Source organism: Serratia sp. BIGb0234 (genome assembly GCF_024809915.1).
Classification (GTDB): domain Bacteria; phylum Pseudomonadota; class Gammaproteobacteria; order Enterobacterales; family Enterobacteriaceae; genus Serratia; species Serratia liquefaciens.
This window is the reverse complement of sequence record NZ_JANUEI010000003.1, coordinates 171,738-191,725: the sequence shown is the minus strand read 5'-3', so window position 1 is coordinate 191,725 and position 19,988 is coordinate 171,738. Positions and strand designations below refer to the sequence as shown.

Annotated in this window: 26 protein-coding genes; 15 read left to right on the top strand and 11 right to left on the bottom strand. The window is 55.5% G+C overall.

The genetic code is table 11. The features are described from left to right. Positions 1 to 5 precede the first annotated feature (5 nt). The 4 genes from sspA to zapE all read right to left on the bottom strand — a co-directional run bounded on the left by sspA (position 6) and on the right by zapE (position 3,224). Positions 6 to 647: a stringent starvation protein SspA gene (gene sspA, locus M2407_RS13750; protein WP_012147043.1), complete on the bottom strand. Its 642-nt coding sequence runs from the start codon at positions 645 to 647 to the stop codon at positions 6 to 8. A 337-nt stretch (positions 648 to 984) separates the two neighbouring features. Further along, a complete protein-coding gene (gene rpsI, locus M2407_RS13745; protein ID WP_020831838.1) occupies positions 985 to 1,377 on the bottom strand; it encodes a 30S ribosomal protein S9 in 393 nt (130 codons plus the stop codon). 15 nt (positions 1,378 to 1,392) lie between these two features. After that, positions 1,393 to 1,821 (bottom strand): 50S ribosomal protein L13, encoded by a 429-nt coding sequence (gene rplM / locus M2407_RS13740; protein ID WP_020831840.1) that lies wholly within the window; start codon positions 1,819 to 1,821, stop codon positions 1,393 to 1,395. 275 nt (positions 1,822 to 2,096) lie between these two features. Beyond that, complete coding sequence (gene zapE, locus M2407_RS13735; protein WP_020831842.1) at positions 2,097 to 3,224, bottom strand: cell division protein ZapE; 1,128 nt, start codon at positions 3,222 to 3,224, stop codon at positions 2,097 to 2,099. A gap of 231 nt (positions 3,225 to 3,455) precedes the next feature. Between zapE and zapG the strand changes: the two genes are divergently transcribed. The 3 genes from zapG (at position 3,456) to degS (ending at position 6,578) form a co-directional block, all read left to right on the top strand. Continuing rightward, the gene (gene zapG / locus M2407_RS13730) at positions 3,456 to 3,857 is read left to right on the top strand and encodes a Z-ring associated protein ZapG (RefSeq protein WP_020831844.1); all 402 of its coding nucleotides are present in this window, start codon (positions 3,456 to 3,458) and stop codon (positions 3,855 to 3,857) included. A gap of 195 nt (positions 3,858 to 4,052) precedes the next feature. Next, on the top strand, positions 4,053 to 5,423 hold the full coding sequence (gene degQ, locus M2407_RS13725) for a serine endoprotease DegQ (protein ID WP_048759885.1): 1,371 nt from the start codon (positions 4,053 to 4,055) through the stop codon (positions 5,421 to 5,423). A gap of 96 nt (positions 5,424 to 5,519) precedes the next feature. Continuing rightward, positions 5,520 to 6,578 carry an outer membrane-stress sensor serine endopeptidase DegS gene (gene degS, locus M2407_RS13720; RefSeq protein WP_020831847.1) on the top strand — a complete coding sequence of 353 codons (1,059 nt, stop codon included), beginning with the start codon at positions 5,520 to 5,522 and terminating at the stop codon, positions 6,576 to 6,578. 71 nt (positions 6,579 to 6,649) lie between these two features. On the opposite strand, the gene murA is transcribed toward degS, so the two are convergent. From murA to mlaF, 7 genes are all read right to left on the bottom strand, one after another. Continuing rightward, a complete protein-coding gene (gene murA / locus M2407_RS13715) occupies positions 6,650 to 7,909 on the bottom strand; it encodes a UDP-N-acetylglucosamine 1-carboxyvinyltransferase (protein WP_130017013.1) in 1,260 nt (419 codons plus the stop codon). A gap of 55 nt (positions 7,910 to 7,964) precedes the next feature. After that, on the bottom strand, positions 7,965 to 8,219 hold the full coding sequence (gene ibaG / locus M2407_RS13710) for a BolA family iron metabolism protein IbaG (RefSeq protein WP_020831850.1): 255 nt from the start codon (positions 8,217 to 8,219) through the stop codon (positions 7,965 to 7,967). 140 nt (positions 8,220 to 8,359) lie between these two features. Then, the gene (mlaB, locus tag M2407_RS13705; RefSeq protein WP_044553664.1) at positions 8,360 to 8,662 is read right to left on the bottom strand and encodes a lipid asymmetry maintenance protein MlaB; all 303 of its coding nucleotides are present in this window, start codon (positions 8,660 to 8,662) and stop codon (positions 8,360 to 8,362) included. Further along, complete coding sequence (mlaC, locus tag M2407_RS13700) at positions 8,662 to 9,291, bottom strand: phospholipid-binding protein MlaC (RefSeq protein WP_044553666.1); 630 nt, start codon at positions 9,289 to 9,291, stop codon at positions 8,662 to 8,664. The genes mlaB and mlaC overlap by 1 nt, the downstream gene beginning before the upstream one ends. 14 nt (positions 9,292 to 9,305) lie before the next feature. After that, a complete protein-coding gene (gene mlaD, locus M2407_RS13695) occupies positions 9,306 to 9,857 on the bottom strand; it encodes an outer membrane lipid asymmetry maintenance protein MlaD (RefSeq protein ID WP_130017014.1) in 552 nt (183 codons plus the stop codon). A gap of 4 nt (positions 9,858 to 9,861) precedes the next feature. Further along, positions 9,862 to 10,644, bottom strand: coding sequence for a lipid asymmetry maintenance ABC transporter permease subunit MlaE (mlaE, locus tag M2407_RS13690; protein WP_046372552.1), 783 nt, complete (start codon positions 10,642 to 10,644; stop codon positions 9,862 to 9,864). Positions 10,645 to 10,648: 4 nt separating this feature from the next. Continuing rightward, on the bottom strand, positions 10,649 to 11,464 hold the full coding sequence (gene mlaF / locus M2407_RS13685) for a phospholipid ABC transporter ATP-binding protein MlaF (protein ID WP_020831858.1): 816 nt from the start codon (positions 11,462 to 11,464) through the stop codon (positions 10,649 to 10,651). Between mlaF and M2407_RS13680 the strand changes: the two genes are divergently transcribed. The 12 genes from M2407_RS13680 to npr all read left to right on the top strand — a co-directional run bounded on the left by M2407_RS13680 (position 11,463) and on the right by npr (position 19,922). Beyond that, positions 11,463 to 11,747, top strand: a complete 285-nt coding sequence (locus tag M2407_RS13680; protein WP_153263146.1) for a hypothetical protein — start codon at positions 11,463 to 11,465, stop codon at positions 11,745 to 11,747. The two genes, mlaF and M2407_RS13680, sit on opposite strands and share 2 nt — an antisense overlap. Before the next feature lie 20 nt (positions 11,748 to 11,767). Next, positions 11,768 to 12,754, top strand: coding sequence for a calcium/sodium antiporter (locus M2407_RS13675; protein WP_122080297.1), 987 nt, complete (start codon positions 11,768 to 11,770; stop codon positions 12,752 to 12,754). Positions 12,755 to 12,878: 124 nt separating this feature from the next. Next, entirely contained in the window at positions 12,879 to 13,865 is a 987-nt protein-coding gene (gene kdsD / locus M2407_RS13670) for an arabinose-5-phosphate isomerase KdsD (protein WP_044553673.1), read from the top strand. Between the two features lie 17 nt (positions 13,866 to 13,882). Beyond that, positions 13,883 to 14,437: a 3-deoxy-manno-octulosonate-8-phosphatase KdsC gene (gene kdsC / locus M2407_RS13665; RefSeq protein ID WP_122080298.1), complete on the top strand. Its 555-nt coding sequence runs from the start codon at positions 13,883 to 13,885 to the stop codon at positions 14,435 to 14,437. Next, the gene (gene lptC, locus M2407_RS13660; RefSeq protein WP_115060611.1) at positions 14,434 to 15,012 is read left to right on the top strand and encodes an LPS export ABC transporter periplasmic protein LptC; all 579 of its coding nucleotides are present in this window, start codon (positions 14,434 to 14,436) and stop codon (positions 15,010 to 15,012) included. The genes kdsC and lptC overlap by 4 nt, the downstream gene beginning before the upstream one ends. Continuing rightward, positions 14,981 to 15,520: a lipopolysaccharide ABC transporter substrate-binding protein LptA gene (gene lptA / locus M2407_RS13655; RefSeq protein ID WP_020831865.1), complete on the top strand. Its 540-nt coding sequence runs from the start codon at positions 14,981 to 14,983 to the stop codon at positions 15,518 to 15,520. The genes lptC and lptA overlap by 32 nt, the downstream gene beginning before the upstream one ends. A gap of 6 nt (positions 15,521 to 15,526) precedes the next feature. Continuing rightward, positions 15,527 to 16,252, top strand: coding sequence for an LPS export ABC transporter ATP-binding protein (gene lptB / locus M2407_RS13650; protein ID WP_020831867.1), 726 nt, complete (start codon positions 15,527 to 15,529; stop codon positions 16,250 to 16,252). Between the two features lie 50 nt (positions 16,253 to 16,302). Next, positions 16,303 to 17,736, top strand: coding sequence for an RNA polymerase factor sigma-54 (gene rpoN, locus M2407_RS13645; protein ID WP_020831868.1), 1,434 nt, complete (start codon positions 16,303 to 16,305; stop codon positions 17,734 to 17,736). 23 nt (positions 17,737 to 17,759) lie between these two features. Further along, positions 17,760 to 18,047: a ribosome hibernation promoting factor gene (hpf, locus tag M2407_RS13640; protein ID WP_004948547.1), complete on the top strand. Its 288-nt coding sequence runs from the start codon at positions 17,760 to 17,762 to the stop codon at positions 18,045 to 18,047. Between the two features lie 158 nt (positions 18,048 to 18,205). Further along, positions 18,206 to 18,667, top strand: a complete 462-nt coding sequence (gene ptsN / locus M2407_RS13635) for a PTS IIA-like nitrogen regulatory protein PtsN (RefSeq protein WP_115060613.1) — start codon at positions 18,206 to 18,208, stop codon at positions 18,665 to 18,667. Positions 18,668 to 18,798: 131 nt separating this feature from the next. Next, on the top strand, positions 18,799 to 19,653 hold the full coding sequence (gene rapZ / locus M2407_RS13630) for an RNase adapter RapZ (RefSeq protein WP_012147065.1): 855 nt from the start codon (positions 18,799 to 18,801) through the stop codon (positions 19,651 to 19,653). Then, complete coding sequence (gene npr / locus M2407_RS13625) at positions 19,650 to 19,922, top strand: PTS phosphocarrier protein NPr (RefSeq protein WP_020831874.1); 273 nt, start codon at positions 19,650 to 19,652, stop codon at positions 19,920 to 19,922. The genes rapZ and npr overlap by 4 nt, the downstream gene beginning before the upstream one ends. Positions 19,923 to 19,988: the final 66 nt, after the last annotated feature.

Here is a 19,988-nt window from a genome sequence, read left to right as displayed (position 1 = left end):
GACGCTTAGCCCCGAGTCTGCAGGCGCATTTCGCGCTCGGCTTCGGTCAGGGAGGCCAGGAAGGCATCGCGTTCGAACACGCGGGTCATGTAGCCTTTCAGCTCTTTGGAGCCAGCACCGCTCAGCTCAATGCCTAACTGCGGCAAACGCCACAGCAGCGGCGCCAGGTAGCAATCCACCAGGCTGAACTCTTCGCTCATGAAATACGGCGTCTGACCAAAGATAGGGGCAATCGCCAGCAGCTCTTCGCGCAGTTGACGGCGAGCTGATTCAGCTTCCTGACCGTTGCTCTGCTCGATTTTGTACATCAGCGAATACCAGTTTTTCTCGATACGCAGCATCATCAGGCGGCTCTCGCCGCGCGCGACCGGATAAACCGGCATCAACGGCGGGTGCGGGAAGCGCTCATCAAGGTATTCCATGATGATACGGGATTCATACAGGGTCAGTTCGCGATCGACCAGCGTAGGCACCGTCTGGTACGGGTTGAGGTCAATCAGATCCTGCGGCAGGTTATCCAACTCAACCTGCTCAATCTCGACGCTGACACCTTTCTCCGCCAGTACGATACGTACTTGATGGCTAAAAATGTCGGTCGGGCCAGAGAACAGCGTCATTACCGAACGTTTGTTGGCAGCGACAGCCATGAAAACCTCCAAGTTATCTAGAAAATACTGCGAATAGCCCACTGACAGGCTGCTATCCTGAATGATCTTGACCGCAGGCCAGCAACTCGCAGCTAAACCTTAGGTCATAAAAACCGGCCTCGGAGGTAAACTGATAACTGCTGCATGGCGAACAGGCGCAAAAGTGGATGATAGTTTACCAGATTTTGCTTGTTTTGTGGGGGCTGTGCGGCGAATTCGTATTGAATTGTCTGATATACCAAAGATTTTAGTAGCAGCAACGTGATTTTCAGGCATAAAAAAACCCGGTGAAGCACCGGGTTTTTTGCGTAAATTCCACTGCCGAAGCAGTAAAAAATTAACGCTTGGAGAACTGCGGACGGCGACGTGCTTTACGCAGACCGACTTTCTTACGTTCAACCTGACGGGCGTCACGAGTGACGAAGCCAGCTTTACGCAATTCTGCACGCAGAGTCTCGTCGTACTCCATCAGTGCACGGGTGATACCGTGACGGATAGCACCAGCTTGACCAGAGATACCACCACCTTTAACGGTGATGTACAGGTCAAATTTACCAACCATGTCAGTCAGTTCCAGCGGTTGACGAACTACCATGCGGGCAGTTTCGCGACCGAAGTACTGTTCCAGGCTGCGCTGGTTAATTACGATGTTACCACTGCCCGGCTTGATGAAAACGCGAGCGGCGGAGCTTTTGCGGCGACCAGTGCCGTAGTATTGATTTTCAGCCATTGCCTATAATCCCGATTAGATGTCAAGAACTTGCGGTTGCTGTGCCGCATGAGTGTGCTCGTTGCCCGCGTAAACTTTCAGTTTACGGAACATTGCACGACCCAACGGACCCTTTGGCAGCATGCCTTTAACCGCGATTTCAATCACGCGCTCAGGACGGCGGGCAATCATCTCTTCAAAGGTCGCTTGCTTGATACCACCGATGTGGCCGGTGTGGTGGTAATACACCTTGTCTGTACGCTTGTTGCCGGTTACAGCAACTTTTTCTGCGTTCAGAACGATGATGTAGTCACCGGTATCAACGTGCGGGGTGTATTCCGCTTTATGCTTGCCGCGCAGACGACGAGCCAGTTCAGTAGCGAGACGGCCTAAAGTTTTACCATCTGCATCAACAACGTACCAGTCGCGTTGAACGCTCTCTGGTTTAGCTGTAAAAGTTTTCATTAGAAAGCTTACCCAATAATTAGTTACACGTTGGTGAACACCCAAACGCTCGAAAACAGTTGAGGCTCACACGACCATACAAGTCCAGCAAACCTACCCCTTCGAATAGCCATTGCCGGCACTATAAAGTTTTTGGGAAAAAAAACTTTGTTGTAACGTGGGGTCGCAAGATTATAGAGAAGTCGCTCACAAAGATCGAACGCTTTTTGAATGGAAACGCAATTAATCGCCAGCAGCGGAAAATCGGGGACACCGGCGGTGGCGCCCCCGGGCAATCAAGGCAGATGCGGCAACTTCAGATACTCTTCACTCTGCATCTCCTGCAGACGTGACAGGCAACGCTGGTACTCGAACTTCAACCGCTCGCCCTGGTAAATCTCGAACATCGAGGCTTCGGCAGCGATCACCAACTTGACGTGGCGCTCGTAAAATTCATCCACCAACGCCAGGAAGCGGCGTGCGGTATTTTCCTTCAACGGCCCCATCACGCGCACATTATACAGGATAACGCTGTGGTAGAGGCGCGATAAGGCGATGTAATCGAGCTGGCTGCGTGCTTCCTCGCACAAGGTATGAAAATCAACGGCCAGCACGCCGTCTACCGCGTGGATAACCTGCAGCGGCCGGTGATTGATCTGCAATACCGGTGCCGCCTCGCCTTTCTTGCCGGCCAGTTTCACGAACATCTGATCCATGGTCTGCCGGGTTTGTTCATCCAGCGGCGTCAGATACAGGTGCGCCTGAGTCAGGGTGCGCAGACGATAATCAATGCCGGCGTCAACGTTCATCACATCGCAATACTCGTTAATCAGGTCGATCGCCGGCAGAAAGCGCGCGCGCTGCAGACCGTTGCGATACAGATCGTCCGGCGGAATATTGGAGGTGGCGACCAGCGTAATGCCACGGGCAAACAGCGCCTGCAACAGCGTCGCCAGCAGCATGGCATCGGTGATGTCGGAAACAAAGAACTCGTCGAAACACAGCACGTCGGTTTGCGCCTTGAAACCATCAGCGATGATTTCCAGCGGATTTTCCTGCCCCTGCAATTCGGTCAGCTCTTCGTGCACCCGCAGCATGAAGCGGTGGAAATGCAGCCGTAGCTTGCGGTCACCCGGTAGGCTGTGGAAAAACATATCCATCAGCCAGGTTTTGCCACGCCCGACCCCGCCCCACATATATAAGCCCTGCACCGGCCGCTGTTTTGCCGTTTCGCTGCTTTTGCCCAGCAAACGGCTCAGCTTGCCGCGCAGACCGCCGGCAGGTGCACTGACGGCCGGTATTTGCTGCAAGGCCTGATAGATATGATCCAGTTGAGTGACGGCCTGGCGTTGAACCTCATCGGCCTGGTATTCCCCCGCAGCAAGCAGCCGCTGGTAGCGTGATAACGGTGATTGTGCCTGCATCTGTTCGATGTTCCCTAAGAACGCTTAGAAATTATTTAGCCCATTTTCGCGACATATTACGGCTGGTTAGCCCTCATATCGCCACAAATGCCCACTCTGAGCGGCGCTGAAAACCCTGTAAAAATCAGGTCAAAGCTCATCAGGATTCCACTCGGACAAGGTTAACGGTTATAGTGGATATTATTAAGTGAAAAATCCCTGCGGAACAACGAAGTCAAAATAGGAGTCATCATGACCTGGGAGTATGCGCTGATTGGTTTGGTGGTCGGTATCGTCATTGGTGCGGTAGCGATGCGTTTTGGTAACCGTAAATTACGTCAACAACAAGTTTTGCAGAACGAGTTGGATAAGAGCAAAACCGAGCTGGAAGAGTATCGTCAGGAGTTGGTCGGTCATTTTGCCCGCAGCGCCGAGCTGCTGGACAACATGGCACGCGATTATCGCCAGCTGTATCAGCATATGGCGAAAAGCTCCAACAACCTGCTGCCGGATCTGCCGATGCAGGAAAATCCGTTCCGCTATCGCCTGACCGAAGCCGAAGCGGATAACGACCAGGCGCCGGTAGAAATGCCGCGCGACTATTCGGAAGGCGCATCAGGCCTGCTGCGTGGCGAACGTCCACGTCGCGACTAAACGCCGTTCTTCGCCCGTGGGCCAGTCCCACGGGTTTTTGATCCTCCTCATACTTCTTGCCCCACGCTGAACTATCCTTAACGCAGACGTTTGAGTGAACTTTTCACGCAAATTCACGGTCTTACCCTTCACTATGGTATTGCTGCTGCTTTATCATCACTATTCCACCGGCAGGTATTGAGAGAGCTATTATCAATGAAGAAAAAGTCGTTAATTCTTAGTGCATTGGCAATGAGTATTGGCCTCACACTGACCTCCGTACCGGCTGCCACCGCCGCGATGCCCGTCGCCGTTCAAGGGCAACCGCTGCCAAGCCTGGCACCGATGCTGGAGAAGGTCTTGCCCGCAGTGGTCAGCGTGCATGTTGAAGGAACCCAGGTACAGCGCCAGCAAGTTCCGGAGGAGTTCAGACGCTTCTTTGGCCCTGGCGGCCCTGGGCAACAGCAAAGCTCACGCCCGTTTGAAGGCTTGGGTTCCGGCGTCATCATCGACGCCGCCAAGGGCTATGTGCTGACCAACAACCACGTGATCAACAACGCCGATAAAATCAGCGTACAGTTGAACGATGGCCGTGAAGTGGACGCCAAGCTGGTAGGCCGTGACGAACAGTCCGATATCGCCCTGCTGCAGCTCAACGACGTGAAAAAACTGACCGCTATAAAAATGGCGGACTCCGATAAACTGCGGGTCGGCGATTTCGCCGTGGCCGTCGGCAACCCGTTTGGCCTGGGCCAGACCGCCACTTCCGGCATTATTTCCGCGTTGGGCCGCAGCGGCCTGAACCTGGAAGGGTTGGAAAACTTTATTCAGACCGATGCATCCATCAACCGCGGTAACTCCGGTGGCGCGCTGGTTAACCTTAACGGTGAGCTGATCGGTATCAACACCGCCATTTTGGCGCCAAGCGGCGGCAACGTGGGGATCGGTTTTGCCATTCCGAGCAACATGGCGCAGAACCTCAGCCAGCAGTTGATCGAGTTTGGCGAAGTGAAACGCGGGCTACTGGGCATTAAAGGCAGTGAAATGACCGCCGATATGGCCAAGGCCTTTAATACCGACGCACAACGCGGGGCGTTCGTCAGCGAAGTGCTGCCGAAATCCGCCGCTGCCAAGGCGGGCATCAAGGCCGGCGATATCCTGGTTTCGGTGGACGGCAAGCCTGTCAGCAGTTTCGCCGAGCTGCGCGCCAAGGTCGGCACCACTGCACCGGGCAAAACCATCAAGGTTGGCCTGCTGCGCGACGGCAAACCGCAGGAAGTTTCCGTTACGCTGGATAACAGCGAAAGCGCCTCAACCAATGCCGAAACGCTCTCCCCAGCTCTGCAGGGGGTTTCACTCAGCAACGGGGCGATCCCAAGCGGTGAAAAAGGCGTGAAGATCGATAAAGTGGATAAAGGCTCTGCGGCGGCACAAATCGGGCTGCAGAAAGACGATGTGATCATCGGCGTCAACCGCCAGCGAATTGAGAACATCACGGCGTTGCGCAAGGTGCTTGAAGCCAAACCACCGGTCATGGCGCTGAACATCGTGCGTGGCAGCGAAACCATTTATCTGCTGTTGCGCTGATCGTATATTTGTTTAAAAACCGGGCGCGGTGACATACTGCACTCGGTATTCTCATGTTATCCTCCCGGTATCTTTCACCTCACGTACTAAAACTCCATGTTTGCTAAGCTTTTGCGCTCTGTCGTTATTGGTCTAATCGTTGCTGGCCTACTGCTGGTTGCGTTGCCTGTGCTACGTTCTTCCAATGCCTTGTTCGCAGACAAACATGACAATACCCGTGATGAAACGCCCGTCAGTTACAATAAGGCGGTGCGTCGTGCCGCGCCTGCCGTAGTCAATATCTACAACCGCAACATGAACGGCACCGCCAACGTGCTGTCGCTGGGTTCTGGCGTGATCATGAATGAACGCGGCTATATCCTGACCAATCGACACGTGATCAAGGATGCGCAACAAATTACCGTGGTCGTCCAGGACGGCCGCCGCTATGAGGCGCTGTTGGTCGGCTCCGACAGCCTGACCGATCTGGCAGTGCTGAAAATAGATCAGGGCAACCTGCCGGTGATCCCAATTAATAACGCGCGCACCGCGCACGTAGGTGACGTCGTGCTGGCGATTGGCAACCCTTACAACCTCGGCCAGACCGTGACTCAGGGGATCCTCAGCGCCACCGGCCGTATCAGTATGAGCACCACCGGGCGTCAGACCTTCCTGCAGACCGATGCCTCGATTAACCGCGGCAACTCCGGCGGCGCGTTGGTCAACTCCCTGGGCGAATTAATCGGTATCAATACCCTGACCTACGACAAAATCACCGACGGTGAAACGCCGGAAGGCCTGGGTTTCGCCATTCCCATCGAGCTGGCCACCAAGATTATGGACAAACTGATCCGCGACGGTCGCGTCATTCGGGGTTATTTCGGCATTCAGGGCAAAGAGATTATTCCGTTGCGCTCGTCCAATTCCGGCATCGATCGCCTGCAGGGCATTATCGTGACTGAAATTACTCAGGGCGGGCCGGCAGGCAACGCCGGTTTCCATATTAACGACGTGATCATTAACGTGGACAACAAGCCTGCGGTATCGGTGCTGGAAACCATGGACCAGGTAGCAGAAATCCGACCGGGTACAGAAATTCCAGTGGTGGTCCTGCGCGAAGGCAAACGCATCACGCTGAAGATGACGGTGGGCGAATTCCCGGAAGATAACAATTAAAAAGGCCCGGCAATGCCGAGCCCTCAATACTGCATTGACTACGCCGGCGCCAGGCCCCGGCGTCAGACAAATTACTCGCCTTTCACACGCTCGATATTAGCACCCAGCGCGCGCAGCTTGTCTTCGATACGCTCATAACCGCGGTCGATGTGATAGATACGATCGACGACGGTCACGCCATCGGCGATGCAACCGGCCAATACCAGGCTGGCAGAAGCACGCAGATCGGTCGCCATCACCTGAGCCCCTGACAGTTGCTCAACGCCGTGGCAAATCACGGTGTTGCTCTCGATCTCAGCGTGTGCACCCATACGGATCAGCTCAGGCACATGCATGAAGCGGTTTTCAAAGATGGTTTCGGTGATCACACCGGTGCCTTCCGCAACCAGGTTCAGCAGGCTGAACTGAGCCTGCATATCGGTCGGGAACCCCGGGTGTGGCGCAGTACGCACGGTCACCGCTTTAGGGCGTTTGCCATGCATATCCAGACTGATCCAGTCTTCACCCACTTCGATATCCGCACCGGCTTCGCGCAGCTTGGCCAACACGGCATCCAGCGTATCAGGACGGGTATCACGGCACATCACCTTGCCACCGGAAACGGCTGCAGCGATCAGGAAGGTACCGGTCTCGATGCGATCCGGCAGAACGCGATAAACACCGCCACCCAGACGATCAACCCCTTCGATAGTGATGCGGTCACTGCCGGCACCGGTGATTTTTGCGCCGAGCGTGTTGAGGAAGTTGGCCGTATCGACAATTTCCGGTTCACGCGCAGCATTCTCAATCACGGTGGTACCGGTCGCCAGGGTGGCAGCACTCATGATGGTCACGGTAGCGCCAACGCTGACCTTGTCCATAACGATGTGTGCGCCCTTCAGGCGGCCATCGACGGAAGCTTTAACATAGCCTTCTTCCAGTTTGATCTCTGCACCGAGCTGTTCCAGACCGGTAATATGCAGATCGACCGGACGCGCACCGATGGCGCAGCCGCCCGGCAGGGAAACCTGACCACGGCCGAAACGGGCAACCAACGGCCCCAACGCCCAGATAGAGGCGCGCATGGTTTTCACCAGATCGTAGGGTGCACAGAATTCGTTCACGCCGCTGGCGTCAACGAATACGGAACCGTTGCGTTCAATCTTGGTGCCTAATTGGCTGAGTAGCTTAATGGTGGTGTCGATGTCCTTCAGCTTCGGGACATTCTGCAACTCGACCGGCTCTTCCGCTAACAATGCGGCGAACAGGATCGGCAGGGCGGCGTTTTTAGCCCCGGAAATAGCCACTTCACCGCTGAGGCGGGTCCGGCCCTGCACACGAAATTTATCCATTTGACTACTCTCTGTTATCTAAACTGACGCTGCCCGCCCCGCTGGGCAAACAGCCTTAAAATCCGTTGAGTTTGCGATCTCGCTGCCACTCTTCAGGGGTGTACGCCTTAATCGACAAGGCGTGAATACGGTTGTCCGCAATGTATTCCATCAACGGCGCATAGACCGCCTGTTGTTTCTTGACGCGGCTCATGGCGGCAAACAGCTCACCGACCACGATCACCTGAAAATGGCTGCCGTCGCCGGTAACATGTGCTTCTTCCAGTGCCAATGCGCGCATCAGCACATCTTTAATCTCGCTATTTTCCATAGTATCCAGTTCTGTATCAAAAGGATCATAATCAGCCTGATATCTTAGTGGAATACGACGTTTTCTTAAACTAAAGAAAAAGCCCCTGTACAACAGGGGCTTTCTGGGGAGAAAACGTCTTCATCCAGTCGAAAATCGGGCTAACCAGCGGTATCGACAGGCATTATTGCTTGCAGATTGTACAGTGCGATCAGCGTTTTCAAGCGATCGCCGGCGCCAGAAATTTTTAATTCAACGCCATGCTGGCGTTGCTGTTCGCGCAGATGCACCAGCAGTGCCAACCCGGACGAGTCCACCCGCTGCAGTTGCGTAACGTCGATAGCGGTTTTATCCGCCAGCAACGTTTCCCGCTGTTCCCACAGCGGCAACAGGGTTTCCCGATCCAACGCACCGCGCAGGATCAGGGTCTGTTGCTGCGATTCAAAGCTGAGTGCAGCTGACATCAGTTTTTCTGATCCAGAGTAATCGGCTGAGCCGCCGCCGCCTGCAGCTGCTTGGTCAGGCCGTCGATCCCCTGGGTACGCAGCGTAGAAGCCCACTCGTTCTGCTTGGTGGTGATCATGCTGACGCCTTCGGCGATCATGTCATAAGCCTGCCAGTGGCCGGTTTTGGTGTTTTTGCGCCACTGGAAGTCCAGACGCACCGGCGGACGACCGCCGTTGTCGATGATGGTCACGCGGATCGCCACAATGCTGGCGTCGCCCAGCGGCTTCTCTGGCTCAATCTGATAAGTCTGGCCGTGGTACATCGCCAGCGCCTGGCCGTAAGCCTGTTCCAGGTAGGCCTGGAATGCGGTGAAGTAGGCTTCACGCTGCGCCGGCGTCGCTTCTTTGTAAAAACGGCCCAGCACCAGCGCACCGGCGTATTTGACCTGCACAAACGGCATCAGCTCCTGATGCACCACGGAACGCAGGTAGTTAGGGTCCTGCTTGATCTTCGGCTGTTCGGTTTTCAGACGGGTGAAGGTCTTCTCAGCCGCGTCTTGCATCAGGCTGTAAGGATTGGTCTGATCGACCGCATTCGCCAGCGGTGCGACCACCAGCAGGGCAACCATAAGTAAACGTTTAAACATGCAGGTTTCCTCTCTTAATGAATAGGGGCAGCGGCTTGTGGAGCTGCACCGGCAGCCGGCTGAGCAGCCGCGTCTCCCGTTTTGGCAGCATCATCCTGACCGCCGCTCTTATACAGGAACTGGCCGATCAGATCTTCCAGAACCATGGCTGATTTGGTGTCCTGAATCGTGCCGCCATCTTTCAAGATGGCCGTGCCCATATCCGGATCTTCAAAACCGACGTTCAGCGCCAGATATTGCTCCCCCAACAGGCCGGAGGTACGGATCGCCAGTGAGCTGGTGTCCGGGATCTGGTCGTATTTTTCCTGGATATCCAGGGCTACGCGCGGCGTATAGGTTTTAGGATCGAGCGTAATATCAGCCACTCGGCCAATCATCACACCGCCGATTTTCACCGGGGAACGCGCTTTCAAACCACCGATATTATCGAAGGTCGCGTAGATGCGGTATGTTGGCTCGTTACCGATCGACTTAATGTTCGCCACTTGCAGGCACAAAAACACGATGGCGCACAGCGCAATCAGCATAAATGCCCCAACCCAGATTTCACTCTTCTTCGTTTGCATCGAATCAATTCCCAAACATCAGTGCTGTCAGCACGAAATCCAATCCCAACACCGCCAGTGACGAATGTACCACGGTACGGGTCGTTGCCCGGCTTATCCCTTCAGAGGTGGGTACGGCATCATACCCGTTGAAGATGGCAATCCAGGTCACGGTGATGGCAAATACCACGCTCTTGATCAGGCAGTTGAGCAAGTCTTTTTTCCACTCAACGGCGCCCTGCATGGCCGACCAGAAGAAGCCACTGTCAATGCCCTTCCAGTCTACGCCCACCACCGAGCCGCCCCAGATACCGATAGCGACAAAAATCATCGTCAGCAAGGGCATGCTGATCAAACCGGCCCAGAAGCGCGGCGCAACGATACGCCGCAGCGGATCGACGGCCATCATTTCCAGGCTGGAAATTTGTTCCGTTGCCTTCATCAGGCCAATTTCGGCCGTCAATGCAGAGCCGGCACGCCCGGCAAACAGCAACGCGGTGACCACCGGGCCCAGTTCACGCAGCAGCGATAACGCCACCATCATGCCCAGGCTGGCTTCTGCGCTGTAAGTGGTGAGTACCAGATAACCCTGCAACCCCAGCACCATACCGATAAACAACCCGGAAACCACGATGATCAGCAGCGACTGCACGCCCACGCTGTGCAACTGCTTGAGCAACAGTGGCCACTGCCTGCGCGGCTCAGGCCGCCCGACCAGCGCGTTGAACAGCATCAACCCAGCACGCCCAAAGCTGGCGCTGGTGTTGATGCCACGGCGTCCTAACGACGCTAACGCCTGAAATAACATCAGCTTATTTACTCCCTAAACCTAACAGCTCGGCCTGATAATCACCGGCCGGATAACGGAAGGGTACCGGCCCATCGGCAATACCATCCAGGAACTGGCGCACGCGTGCATCAGGATTGTTCTGTAATTGCTGCGCCGTGCCTTCGGCTATCACCCGATGATCGGCCACAATGTAAGCGTAGTCGGCGATGCTCAGCACTTCCGGCACGTCGTGCGAAACCACGATGCAGGTAATGCCCAGTGCATGATTCAGCTCATCGATCAGCTTCACCAGCACGCCCATGGTGATGGGATCCTGGCCGACGAAAGGTTCGTCGAACATGATCATCTCCGGATCGAGCGCAATCGCTCGCGCCAGTGCGGCACGGCGCGCCATACCGCCGGACAATTCATTGGGCATCAGATCGGCTGCGCCACGCAGTCCAACCGCTTCCAGCTTCATCATCACCGTGCTGCGCAGAATGGGCTCCGGCAAACGGCTATGTTCGCGCAGCGGGTACGCCACGTTTTCGAACACCGTCAGATCGGTGAACAGCGCACCAGACTGAAACAGCATGCTCATTTTCTTGCGCGCTTCATACAGTTGATGGCGAGACAACGCGGGAATGTTATCGCCATCAAACCAGATTTCACCGCTGTCCGGTGCCAGTTGACCGCCAATCAAACGCAGCAGCGTCGTTTTGCCAATGCCGGACGGCCCCATGATCGCCGTGACCTTGCCACGGGGAACCGTCAGGTTGATATCTTCGAATATCAGTCGATCGCCGCGCGTGAACGTCATGTCGCGAACTTCGACCAGATTCTCTGCCTTCTGGTGCATGTTAATTGATCCTTCACGGGTCATTTTTGCCAAATCTACCCACGATGTTAAAGCAACGGGCGCAATGCGTCTCATCTTTACAAAAACTTACCGCCATTTCGCTACCAATGGTGCCATAGGTTTTACTTTTACGCGCCACCCGGTCAAAATTGGCGCCATAACGAAAAAAAACGAAAGTGTTCATATATTAGCCGGGAAAACCCGTTGCTGCGGCTTTAACCTGCGCAACGGAGGGCAAAGCAAGATAGCCGAATTACGGCTTTTAACCAACGAACCGGGATGATACCCAACAAAGGACCCTGCATGTTTCTCGCGATAGCTTTATTAATCGTTGGTTTATTTTTACTGGTATATGGTGCAGACCGCTTAGTTTACGGTGCTGCGGTAATTTCCCGTTCACTCGGCGTGCCACCGCTGATTATCGGTATGACCATCGTCGGCATAGGCACTTCACTGCCGGAGCTGTTCGTGTCGACCACTGCGGCACTGAACGGGCAAATAGATATGGCCGTGGGGAACGTACTAGGTTCCAACATCACGAATATTTTACTGATCCTCGGCGTTGCCGCGCTGATACACCCGCTGGCGGCGCGATCCGAAGTTTTGCGGCGCGAACTGCCGCTGATGTTGGCGGTCACAGTATTGTGCGGTTTCGTGCTGATGGACGGCACGCTGAGCCGGCTGGATGGCGTGCTGCTGTTGGCTGCCGCCGCGGTATTTATTCTGTTGATGTTGAAAATTGCCCGGTTGGCGCAGCGCGAAGGCAGCGACAGCCTGACCGTGGAGCAAATCGCCGAACTGCCGCAGGACAGCAGCAACACCGTCGCGATACTGTGGCTGGTGCTGGCATTTATCATTCTGCCGCTGTCTTCCAAAATGGTGGTCGATAACGCCACGGTCATCGCGCACTATTTCGGTATGAGTGAGTTGGTAGTCGGCCTGACCGTCATCGCCATCGGCACCAGCCTGCCGGAGTTGGCGACGTCCATCGCCGGGGCACTCAAGGGCGAAGATGATATGGCAATTGGCAATATCATCGGCTCCAACATTTTCAACACGGTGATAGTACTGGGCGTGCCCGCCCTGCTGTCTCCGGGGACCGTCGATGGCGCCGCCTTCCATCGCGATTACTGGGTCATGCTGGCGGTCAGCATTGTGCTCAGCGCCCTGTGCATCGGGCGCAAACATCGCATCGGCCATCTGGCCGGCGCTCTGTTATTATGTGGTTTTATTGCGTACCTTGCGGTGCTGTTTTTTAACCCTTTCAATTCATTTAGCTATAGCCTCTAGCTTTCAAGTTGCAGCCAGACGGCAAACTCACTCATCCCCAGGTGCTTATTCAGGTAAGTCACCGGGATGAGTGGTAACGGCGCTGTAACTTGAGAGATGACGGGTATGACCGATGGGAATGAGCATGTCGAACATTCAGTTGCAACCGGGCTTTGATTTTCAGCAGGCAGGCAAAGAAGTGCTGCAGATTGAGCGTGACGGGCTGGCCCAGCTCGATCAATACATCAATGCAGACTTTACCCGCGCCTGCGAGTTGATCGCCGAATGCAGCGGCAAAGTGGTGGTGATGGGCATGGGTAAATCCGGGCACATCGGCTGCAAGATTGCCGCCACCTTCGCCAGCACCGGAACGCCGTCGTTCTTTGTTCACCCGGCCGAGGCCAGCCATGGCGATCTCGGCATGGTCACCGCACAGGATATTGTGCTCGCCATTTCCAATTCGGGTGAGTCCAACGAAATACAGGCGCTGATCCCGGTCTTGAAGCGTCAACGCATCCCGCTGATCTGCATGACCAACAACCCGGAAAGTTCGATGGGCAAAGCGGCGGATATTCACCTGTGTATCAAGGTGCCACAGGAAGCTTGCCCACTCGGCCTGGCGCCGACCACCAGCACCACCGCTACGCTGGTGATGGGGGATGCGTTGGCCGTCGCACTGTTAAAGGCGCGCGGTTTCACGCCGGAAGATTTTGCGTTATCGCACCCGGGGGGCGCTCTGGGTCGCCGCCTGTTGCTGCGCGTATGCGACATCATGCACAGCGGCGATGAAATTCCTCACGTCAGCGCCGATGCATCGCTGCGCGACGCGCTACTGGAAATTACCCGCAAAAATCTGGGCATGACGGTTATCTGCGATGATTTGATGAAAATCGCCGGTATCTTCACCGACGGTGACCTGCGCCGGATTTTCGATATGGGCATCAATCTCAACGAAGCGCGGATCGTCGATGTCATGACGCTCGGCGGCGTGCGGGTACGCCCGAACCTGCTGGCGGTCGACGCGCTGAACCTGATGCAGCAGCGCCATATCACCGCGTTGCTGGTTGCCGATGGCGACCAATTGCTGGGTGTGGTACATATGCATGACATGCTGCGCGCCGGCGTCGTTTAACTATGGAAGAGAACTCAATGAGTCTGGTTGAAACCTGCTACGGGCCTGTAGAGCAAGATGTCATGGCGCGAGCCGGCAAAATCCGCCTGCTGATTTGTGATGTCGATGGCGTGCTGTCAGACGGCCTGATTTTCATGGGCAACAATGGCGAAGAATTAAAAGCGTTCAACGTACGCGACGGTTACGGCATCCGCTGCCTGAAAACCTCGGATATCGAAGTGGCGATCATTACCGGTCGCTCCGCCAAACTATTGGAAGACCGGGCTAAAACGCTCGGCATCACGCACCTTTATCAGGGGCAATCCGATAAGCTTTTGGCCTTCCGCGAACTGTTGGATACACTGTCGCTGACGGCGGATCAGGTCGCCTATATCGGCGATGACCTGATCGACTGGCCGGTGATGGCGCAGGTTGGCCTGGCGGTCGCGGTGGCAGATGCGCACCCGCTGCTGACGCCACGGGCCCATTATGTTACCCGCATTGCCGGCGGCCGCGGTGCGGTACGTGAGCTGTGCGACATTATTCTTTTGGCTCAAAACAAGCTGGAAGACGCCAAAGGGCTATCGATATGAGTAAAACCAAACTTTGGATCACCGTGCTGCTGGCGGTGATCGCACTGGCGCTGATTGGCTGGAACATGACGGATTTCAGTGATGATACTGCTCCGGGACCGGTGAACAGCCAGGACCCGACTTATCAGAGCCAGCATACGGTCACCATAGTGTACAATCCGACCGGCAAGCTGAGTTACAAGCTGGTGGCGGAAGACGTGAAGTACTATACCGCCGATGAATTAAGCTGGTTCACCCAGCCGGTGATGACGCTGTTTGATGAAAACGCGGTGGCCACCTGGTCAGTTCGCGCCGACCGCGCCAAACTGACTAAAGACCGGATGCTGTATCTTTACGGCCACGTCGAGGTGAACAGCCTGACCACCACGTCGCAGCTGGAAAAAATTAAAACAGACAATGCTCAGGTGAACCTGGTGACCCAGGATGTGTCTTCGGATGACGAAGTGACGCTCTACGGGACGAACTTCACCTCTAACGGCATGAAAATGCGTGGGAACCTGCGGGCCAAGACCGCTGAGCTGATTGATAAGGTTAAGACCAACTATGAAATTCAAAACCAACAAACCAAGCCGTAATCTGTTAATCGGCAGCTTGATTTTGGCCGCCAGCGCCCCCGCATGGGCGCTGAAGTCCGACTCCAATCAGCCGGTGAGCATCGACTCGCTGAAACAGTCTCTGGACATGCAGAGCAACGTCAGCACCTTTACTGATAACGTGGTGATCAAGCAAGGCACCATCGATATCAAAGCGGACAAAGTCGTGGTCACCCGCCCAGGCGGCGATCAGAACAAAACCTATATTGAAGCTTTCGGCAACCCGGTAACCTTCTATCAGATGCAAGACAGCGGCAAGCCGGTGAAAGGCCACGCTCAGAAGGTACGTTACGATGTGGCGTCTCAGTTGGTGACCCTGACCGGGAACGCCTACCTGGAACAGCTCGACAGCAACGTCAAGGGCGATCGCATCACCTACCTGGTGCAACAGCAGCAAATGCAGGCGTTTAGCGATAAAGGCAAGCGCGTGACTACGGTTCTGGTACCGTCGCAGTTGCAAGACAAAAACGGGCAAAACAAGAGTAACTAATCACTTATGGCTACACTCATCGCAGAAAACCTGGCGAAAGCCTACAAGGGCCGCAAAGTCGTTGAAGACGTCAGCCTGAAAGTGAAATCCGGCGAGATCGTCGGCCTGCTGGGGCCAAACGGCGCCGGCAAGACCACCACGTTCTACATGGTGGTCGGTATCGTTCAGCGTGACGCCGGACGTATCGTGATTGACGAAGAAGACATCAGCCTGCTGCCGCTGCACGCCCGTGCGCGTCGTGGCATCGGCTATCTGCCGCAGGAAGCCTCGATCTTCCGCCGCCTGAGCGTTTACGACAACCTGATGGCGGTGCTGGAGATCCGTGACGATCTCAGCAGCGAACAGCGGGCGGACCGTGCGGTGGAGCTGATGGAAGAGTTCCATATCTCCCATCTGCGCGACAACCTGGGCCAGGCGCTGTCCGGTGGCGAACGTCGCCGCGTGGAGATCGCCCGTGCGCTGGCGGCTAACCCGAAATTCATCCTGCTGGATGAACCCTTCGCCGGGGTTGACCCGATTTCCGTTATCGACATTAAAAAAATTATCGAGCACTTGCGTGACAGCGGCCTGGGCGTGCTGATCACCGACCATAACGTGCGCGAAACGCTGGACGTGTGTGAACGCGCCTATATCGTCAGCCAGGGCAAACTGATTGCTCACGGCACGCCGGATGCTATTCTGGCCGATGAGCAGGTAAAACGCGTTTATCTGGGCGAAGAATTCCGCCTCTGAGTACCGGCGCGTCCTGATGGGCGACTGTTAACGGAAGTAGACTGAAGAATATGAAGCAAGGTTTGCAACTCAGGTTTAGCCAACAACTGGCAATGACCCCCCAGCTCCAGCAGGCCATACGACTGCTGCAGTTGTCCACGCTTGAGCTCCAGCAGGAGATACAGCTGGCGTTAGAGAGCAATCCACTGCTTGAACAGACCGATCTGCACGAAGAAATCGACGCGAAAGAGACGACCGAAACCGAAGGTTTGGATACCCGGGAGGCGCTGGAACAAAAGGACATGCCCGAAGAGCTGCCGCTGGACGCCACCTGGGACGAGATCTATACCGCCGGAACTCCGTCAGGAACTCGCACCGATTACAGTGACGACGAACTGCCGGTGTATCAGGGTGAAACCACCCAAACCCTGCAGGATTACCTGATGTGGCAGGTGGATCTGACGCCGTTTTCCGATACCGATGCTGCCATTGCCACCTCGATCGTCGACGCCGTCGATGACACCGGCTATCTCACCGTGCCGCTGGAAGACATTCTGGAGAGCATGGGTGACGAGAATGTGACAATGGACGAAGTCGAGGCGGTATTGAAACGCGTACAGCGGTTTGATCCGGTTGGCGTAGCGGCGCGCGACCTGCGCGATTGCCTGCTGGTTCAGCTATCCCAATACGCCCAAGACACGCCTTACCTGGCGGAAGCGCGCCTGATCATCAGCGAACATCTGGACTTGCTGGCTAACCACGACTTTCGCAGCCTGATGCGAACAACGCGCTCAAAAGAAGATACACTGAAAGAAGCGATGTTGCTGATCCAGTCACTCGATCCGCGTCCAGGCCAGTCGATCAACACCGGCGAATCTGAGTACGTGATCCCGGACGTGCTGGTACGCAAAGTGCAGGATGTGTGGACGGTCGAGCTCAACAGCGACAGCATCCCAAGGCTGAAGATCAATCAGCAGTATGCTGCGCTGGGCAATAGCGCGCGTAACGACAGCGACGGTCAGTACATCCGCAGCAATTTGCAGGAAGCGAAATGGCTGATCAAGAGCCTGGAAAGCCGCAACGACACCCTGCTGAAAGTTTCGCGCTGCATCGTCGAGCAGCAGCAGGCGTTCTTTGAGCAAGGCGCGGAATTTATGAAGCCCATGGTGCTGGCGGATATCGCTCAGGCCGTGGAGATGCATGAATCGACAATCTCACGCGTGACCACGCAGAAGTTTTTGCACAGTCCGCGCGGCATTTTCGAATTGAAATATTTCTTCTCAAGCCACGTGAATACCGACAGCGGGGGCGAAGCTTCCTCTACGGCGATCCGGGCGGTGGTGAAGAAATTGATTGCGGCGGAAAACCCCGCCAAACCGCTCAGCGACAGCAAGCTGGCTACCCTGCTCTCCGATCAGGGGATCATCGTGGCGCGGCGTACCGTCGCCAAGTACCGAGAGTCTTTGTCCATCCCGCCGTCCAACCAGCGTAAACAGTTGGTTTGACCTCTATTGAGAAGGAAGACACTATGCAGCTCAACATTACCGGACACCACATCGAAATCACCGAACCTTTGCGTGAGTTCGTGAACACCAAGTTCGCCAAACTCGAACAGTATTTTGACCGCATAAATCAGGTGTATGTCGTGCTTAGTGTGGAAAAAGTGCAGCAGATTGCGGAAGCGACGGTGCACGTGAATGGAGGCGAGTTGCACGCCACCTCGGAAGACGAGAACATGTATGCGGCAATTGATACCCTGATCGACAAACTGGCGCGTCAATTGAACAAACATAAAGACAAACTGAAACAACACTGACATTCTGGGCCGTTTCCGTCAGCGGGTACGGCTCAAACGTAGCCTCGGCCATCGGCGCGTTACCTGTTTGGGTACGCGCCGATAAGCCATCAGGGTTAAACAAGGCGAAAAATCACCTCACAAGCCTGCTTGCTGGTGTGGTTTTAAGTGAAGATGAGATGAACAACGAAACAATGCAGTTAAGCTCGGTATTAAATATCGAGTGCACCAGAAGCTCCGTACATTGCACCAGCAAGAAACGGGCTTTGGAAATTATCAGCGAACTGGCCGCCAAACAGCTCAATCTGCCACCCCAGGTGGTATTTGACGCGGTTCTCACCCGCGAGCGCATGGGCAGCACCGGTATCGGCAACGGTATCGCCATCCCCCATGGCAAACTGGAAGAGGACACACTGCGGGCCGTTGGCGTGTTTATTCGTCTCGACCAACCTATCGCCTTCGACGCCATTGATAACCAGCCGGTCGATCTGCTGTTCGCCCTGCTGGTGCCGGCCGACCAATGTAAAACCCATCTGCATACCCTGTCTCTGGTCGCCAAGCGTCTGGCCGACAAAACAGTATGCCGCCGCCTGCGCGCGGCGCAAAGTGACGAAGAGCTTTACCAAATCATCACCGAGTAACGCCCGGCTGGCGTGACTTCCAGCCCGGATAACGATACTGTTTAGCCATGATGGATTCCGGTTCAGATCGGAATAATAAAGTTTCTAACGGTGGCGATAAACGCCACTGAGATGCCAGGGGGAGTTGCCACATGGTGCTGATGATTGTCAGCGGCCGTTCCGGTTCAGGGAAATCCGTCGCCTTGCGGGCGCTGGAAGACATGGGTTTTTACTGCGTTGATAACCTGCCCGTGGTACTGCTGCCGCAGCTTGCCAATACGCTGGCGGAACGCAACAGCTCCGCGGCGGTAAGCATCGACGTGCGTAACATGCCGGAATCGCCGGAAGTGTTTGAATATGCGATGACCCAACTGCCGGACAGCTTTTCGCCGCAGTTGCTGTTCCTCGACGCCGATCGCAACACGCTGATTCGTCGTTACAGTGATACTCGCCGTTTGCACCCGCTGTCCAGCAAGAACCTGTCGCTGGAAAGCGCTATCGATGAAGAAAGCGATCTGCTGGAACCACTGCGTTCACGAGCCGATCTGATCATCGACACCTCGGAAATGTCGGTGCATGAACTGGCCGAAATGCTGCGTACCCGTTTACTGGGCAAACGCGAGCGCGAGCTGACCATGGTGTTTGAATCCTTCGGCTTTAAGCACGGTATCCCGATCGACGCCGATTACGTGTTCGACGTACGTTTCCTGCCGAACCCACACTGGGATCCTAAACTTCGCCCGATGACCGGCCTGGATAAACCCGTCGCCTCATTCCTCGATCGTCACACTGAGGTGCACAACTTTATCTACCAGACCCGCAGCTATCTGGAACAGTGGTTGCCAATGCTGGAAACCAACAACCGCAGCTATCTGACGGTGGCCATTGGCTGTACCGGCGGTAAACACCGTTCAGTCTACGTAGCGGAACAGTTGGCCGATTACTTCCGCTCACGCGGCAAGAACGTACAGTCACGCCACCGCACGCTGGAAAAACGCAAACAATGACGGTCAAGCAAACGGTTGAAATCAAAAACAAACTGGGCATGCACGCCCGCCCGGCGATGAAGCTGTTCGAGCTGGTGCAGAGTTTTGATGCCGAAGTGATGCTGCGTAACGACAGCGGCACCGAGGCCGAGGCCAGCAGCGTGATTGCGCTGCTGATGCTGGACTCTGCGCAAGGGCGCCATATCGAGGTGGAAGCCACCGGGCCGGATGAGGTTAAAGCGCTGGCCGCGGTGATTGAACTGATTAATTCCGGTTTTGACGAAGACTAGCTTCCCCGCAGCGAAGAAGCCAATATCAAGAACGCGCCCATCAAGGCGCGTTCAGCATTTGTGAGA

What these genes read in the sequence shown, in the direction of transcription:
- sspA (WP_012147043.1), bottom strand. Translation starts at nt 647, where the DNA reads ATGGCTGTCGCTGCCAACAAACGTTCGGTAATGACGCTGTTCTCTGGC.
- rpsI (WP_020831838.1), bottom strand. Translation starts at nt 1,377, where the DNA reads ATGGCTGAAAATCAATACTACGGCACTGGTCGCCGCAAAAGCTCCGCC.
- rplM (WP_020831840.1), bottom strand. Translation starts at nt 1,821, where the DNA reads ATGAAAACTTTTACAGCTAAACCAGAGAGCGTTCAACGCGACTGGTAC.
- zapE (WP_020831842.1), bottom strand. Translation starts at nt 3,224, where the DNA reads ATGCAGGCACAATCACCGTTATCACGCTACCAGCGGCTGCTTGCTGCG.
- zapG (WP_020831844.1), top strand. Translation starts at nt 3,456, where the DNA reads ATGACCTGGGAGTATGCGCTGATTGGTTTGGTGGTCGGTATCGTCATT.
- degQ (WP_048759885.1), top strand. Translation starts at nt 4,053, where the DNA reads ATGAAGAAAAAGTCGTTAATTCTTAGTGCATTGGCAATGAGTATTGGC.
- degS (WP_020831847.1), top strand. Translation starts at nt 5,520, where the DNA reads ATGTTTGCTAAGCTTTTGCGCTCTGTCGTTATTGGTCTAATCGTTGCT.
- murA (WP_130017013.1), bottom strand. Translation starts at nt 7,909, where the DNA reads ATGGATAAATTTCGTGTGCAGGGCCGGACCCGCCTCAGCGGTGAAGTG.
- ibaG (WP_020831850.1), bottom strand. Translation starts at nt 8,219, where the DNA reads ATGGAAAATAGCGAGATTAAAGATGTGCTGATGCGCGCATTGGCACTG.
- mlaB (WP_044553664.1), bottom strand. Translation starts at nt 8,662, where the DNA reads ATGTCAGCTGCACTCAGCTTTGAATCGCAGCAACAGACCCTGATCCTG.
- mlaC (WP_044553666.1), bottom strand. Translation starts at nt 9,291, where the DNA reads ATGTTTAAACGTTTACTTATGGTTGCCCTGCTGGTGGTCGCACCGCTG.
- mlaD (WP_130017014.1), bottom strand. Translation starts at nt 9,857, where the DNA reads ATGCAAACGAAGAAGAGTGAAATCTGGGTTGGGGCATTTATGCTGATT.
- mlaE (WP_046372552.1), bottom strand. Translation starts at nt 10,644, where the DNA reads ATGTTATTTCAGGCGTTAGCGTCGTTAGGACGCCGTGGCATCAACACC.
- M2407_RS13680 (WP_153263146.1), top strand. Translation starts at nt 11,463, where the DNA reads ATGTTAATTGATCCTTCACGGGTCATTTTTGCCAAATCTACCCACGAT.
- mlaF (WP_020831858.1), bottom strand. Translation starts at nt 11,464, where the DNA reads ATGCACCAGAAGGCAGAGAATCTGGTCGAAGTTCGCGACATGACGTTC.
- M2407_RS13675 (WP_122080297.1), top strand. Translation starts at nt 11,768, where the DNA reads ATGTTTCTCGCGATAGCTTTATTAATCGTTGGTTTATTTTTACTGGTA.
- kdsD (WP_044553673.1), top strand. Translation starts at nt 12,879, where the DNA reads ATGTCGAACATTCAGTTGCAACCGGGCTTTGATTTTCAGCAGGCAGGC.
- kdsC (WP_122080298.1), top strand. Translation starts at nt 13,883, where the DNA reads ATGAGTCTGGTTGAAACCTGCTACGGGCCTGTAGAGCAAGATGTCATG.
- lptC (WP_115060611.1), top strand. Translation starts at nt 14,434, where the DNA reads ATGAGTAAAACCAAACTTTGGATCACCGTGCTGCTGGCGGTGATCGCA.
- lptA (WP_020831865.1), top strand. Translation starts at nt 14,981, where the DNA reads ATGAAATTCAAAACCAACAAACCAAGCCGTAATCTGTTAATCGGCAGC.
- lptB (WP_020831867.1), top strand. Translation starts at nt 15,527, where the DNA reads ATGGCTACACTCATCGCAGAAAACCTGGCGAAAGCCTACAAGGGCCGC.
- rpoN (WP_020831868.1), top strand. Translation starts at nt 16,303, where the DNA reads ATGAAGCAAGGTTTGCAACTCAGGTTTAGCCAACAACTGGCAATGACC.
- hpf (WP_004948547.1), top strand. Translation starts at nt 17,760, where the DNA reads ATGCAGCTCAACATTACCGGACACCACATCGAAATCACCGAACCTTTG.
- ptsN (WP_115060613.1), top strand. Translation starts at nt 18,206, where the DNA reads ATGAACAACGAAACAATGCAGTTAAGCTCGGTATTAAATATCGAGTGC.
- rapZ (WP_012147065.1), top strand. Translation starts at nt 18,799, where the DNA reads ATGGTGCTGATGATTGTCAGCGGCCGTTCCGGTTCAGGGAAATCCGTC.
- npr (WP_020831874.1), top strand. Translation starts at nt 19,650, where the DNA reads ATGACGGTCAAGCAAACGGTTGAAATCAAAAACAAACTGGGCATGCAC.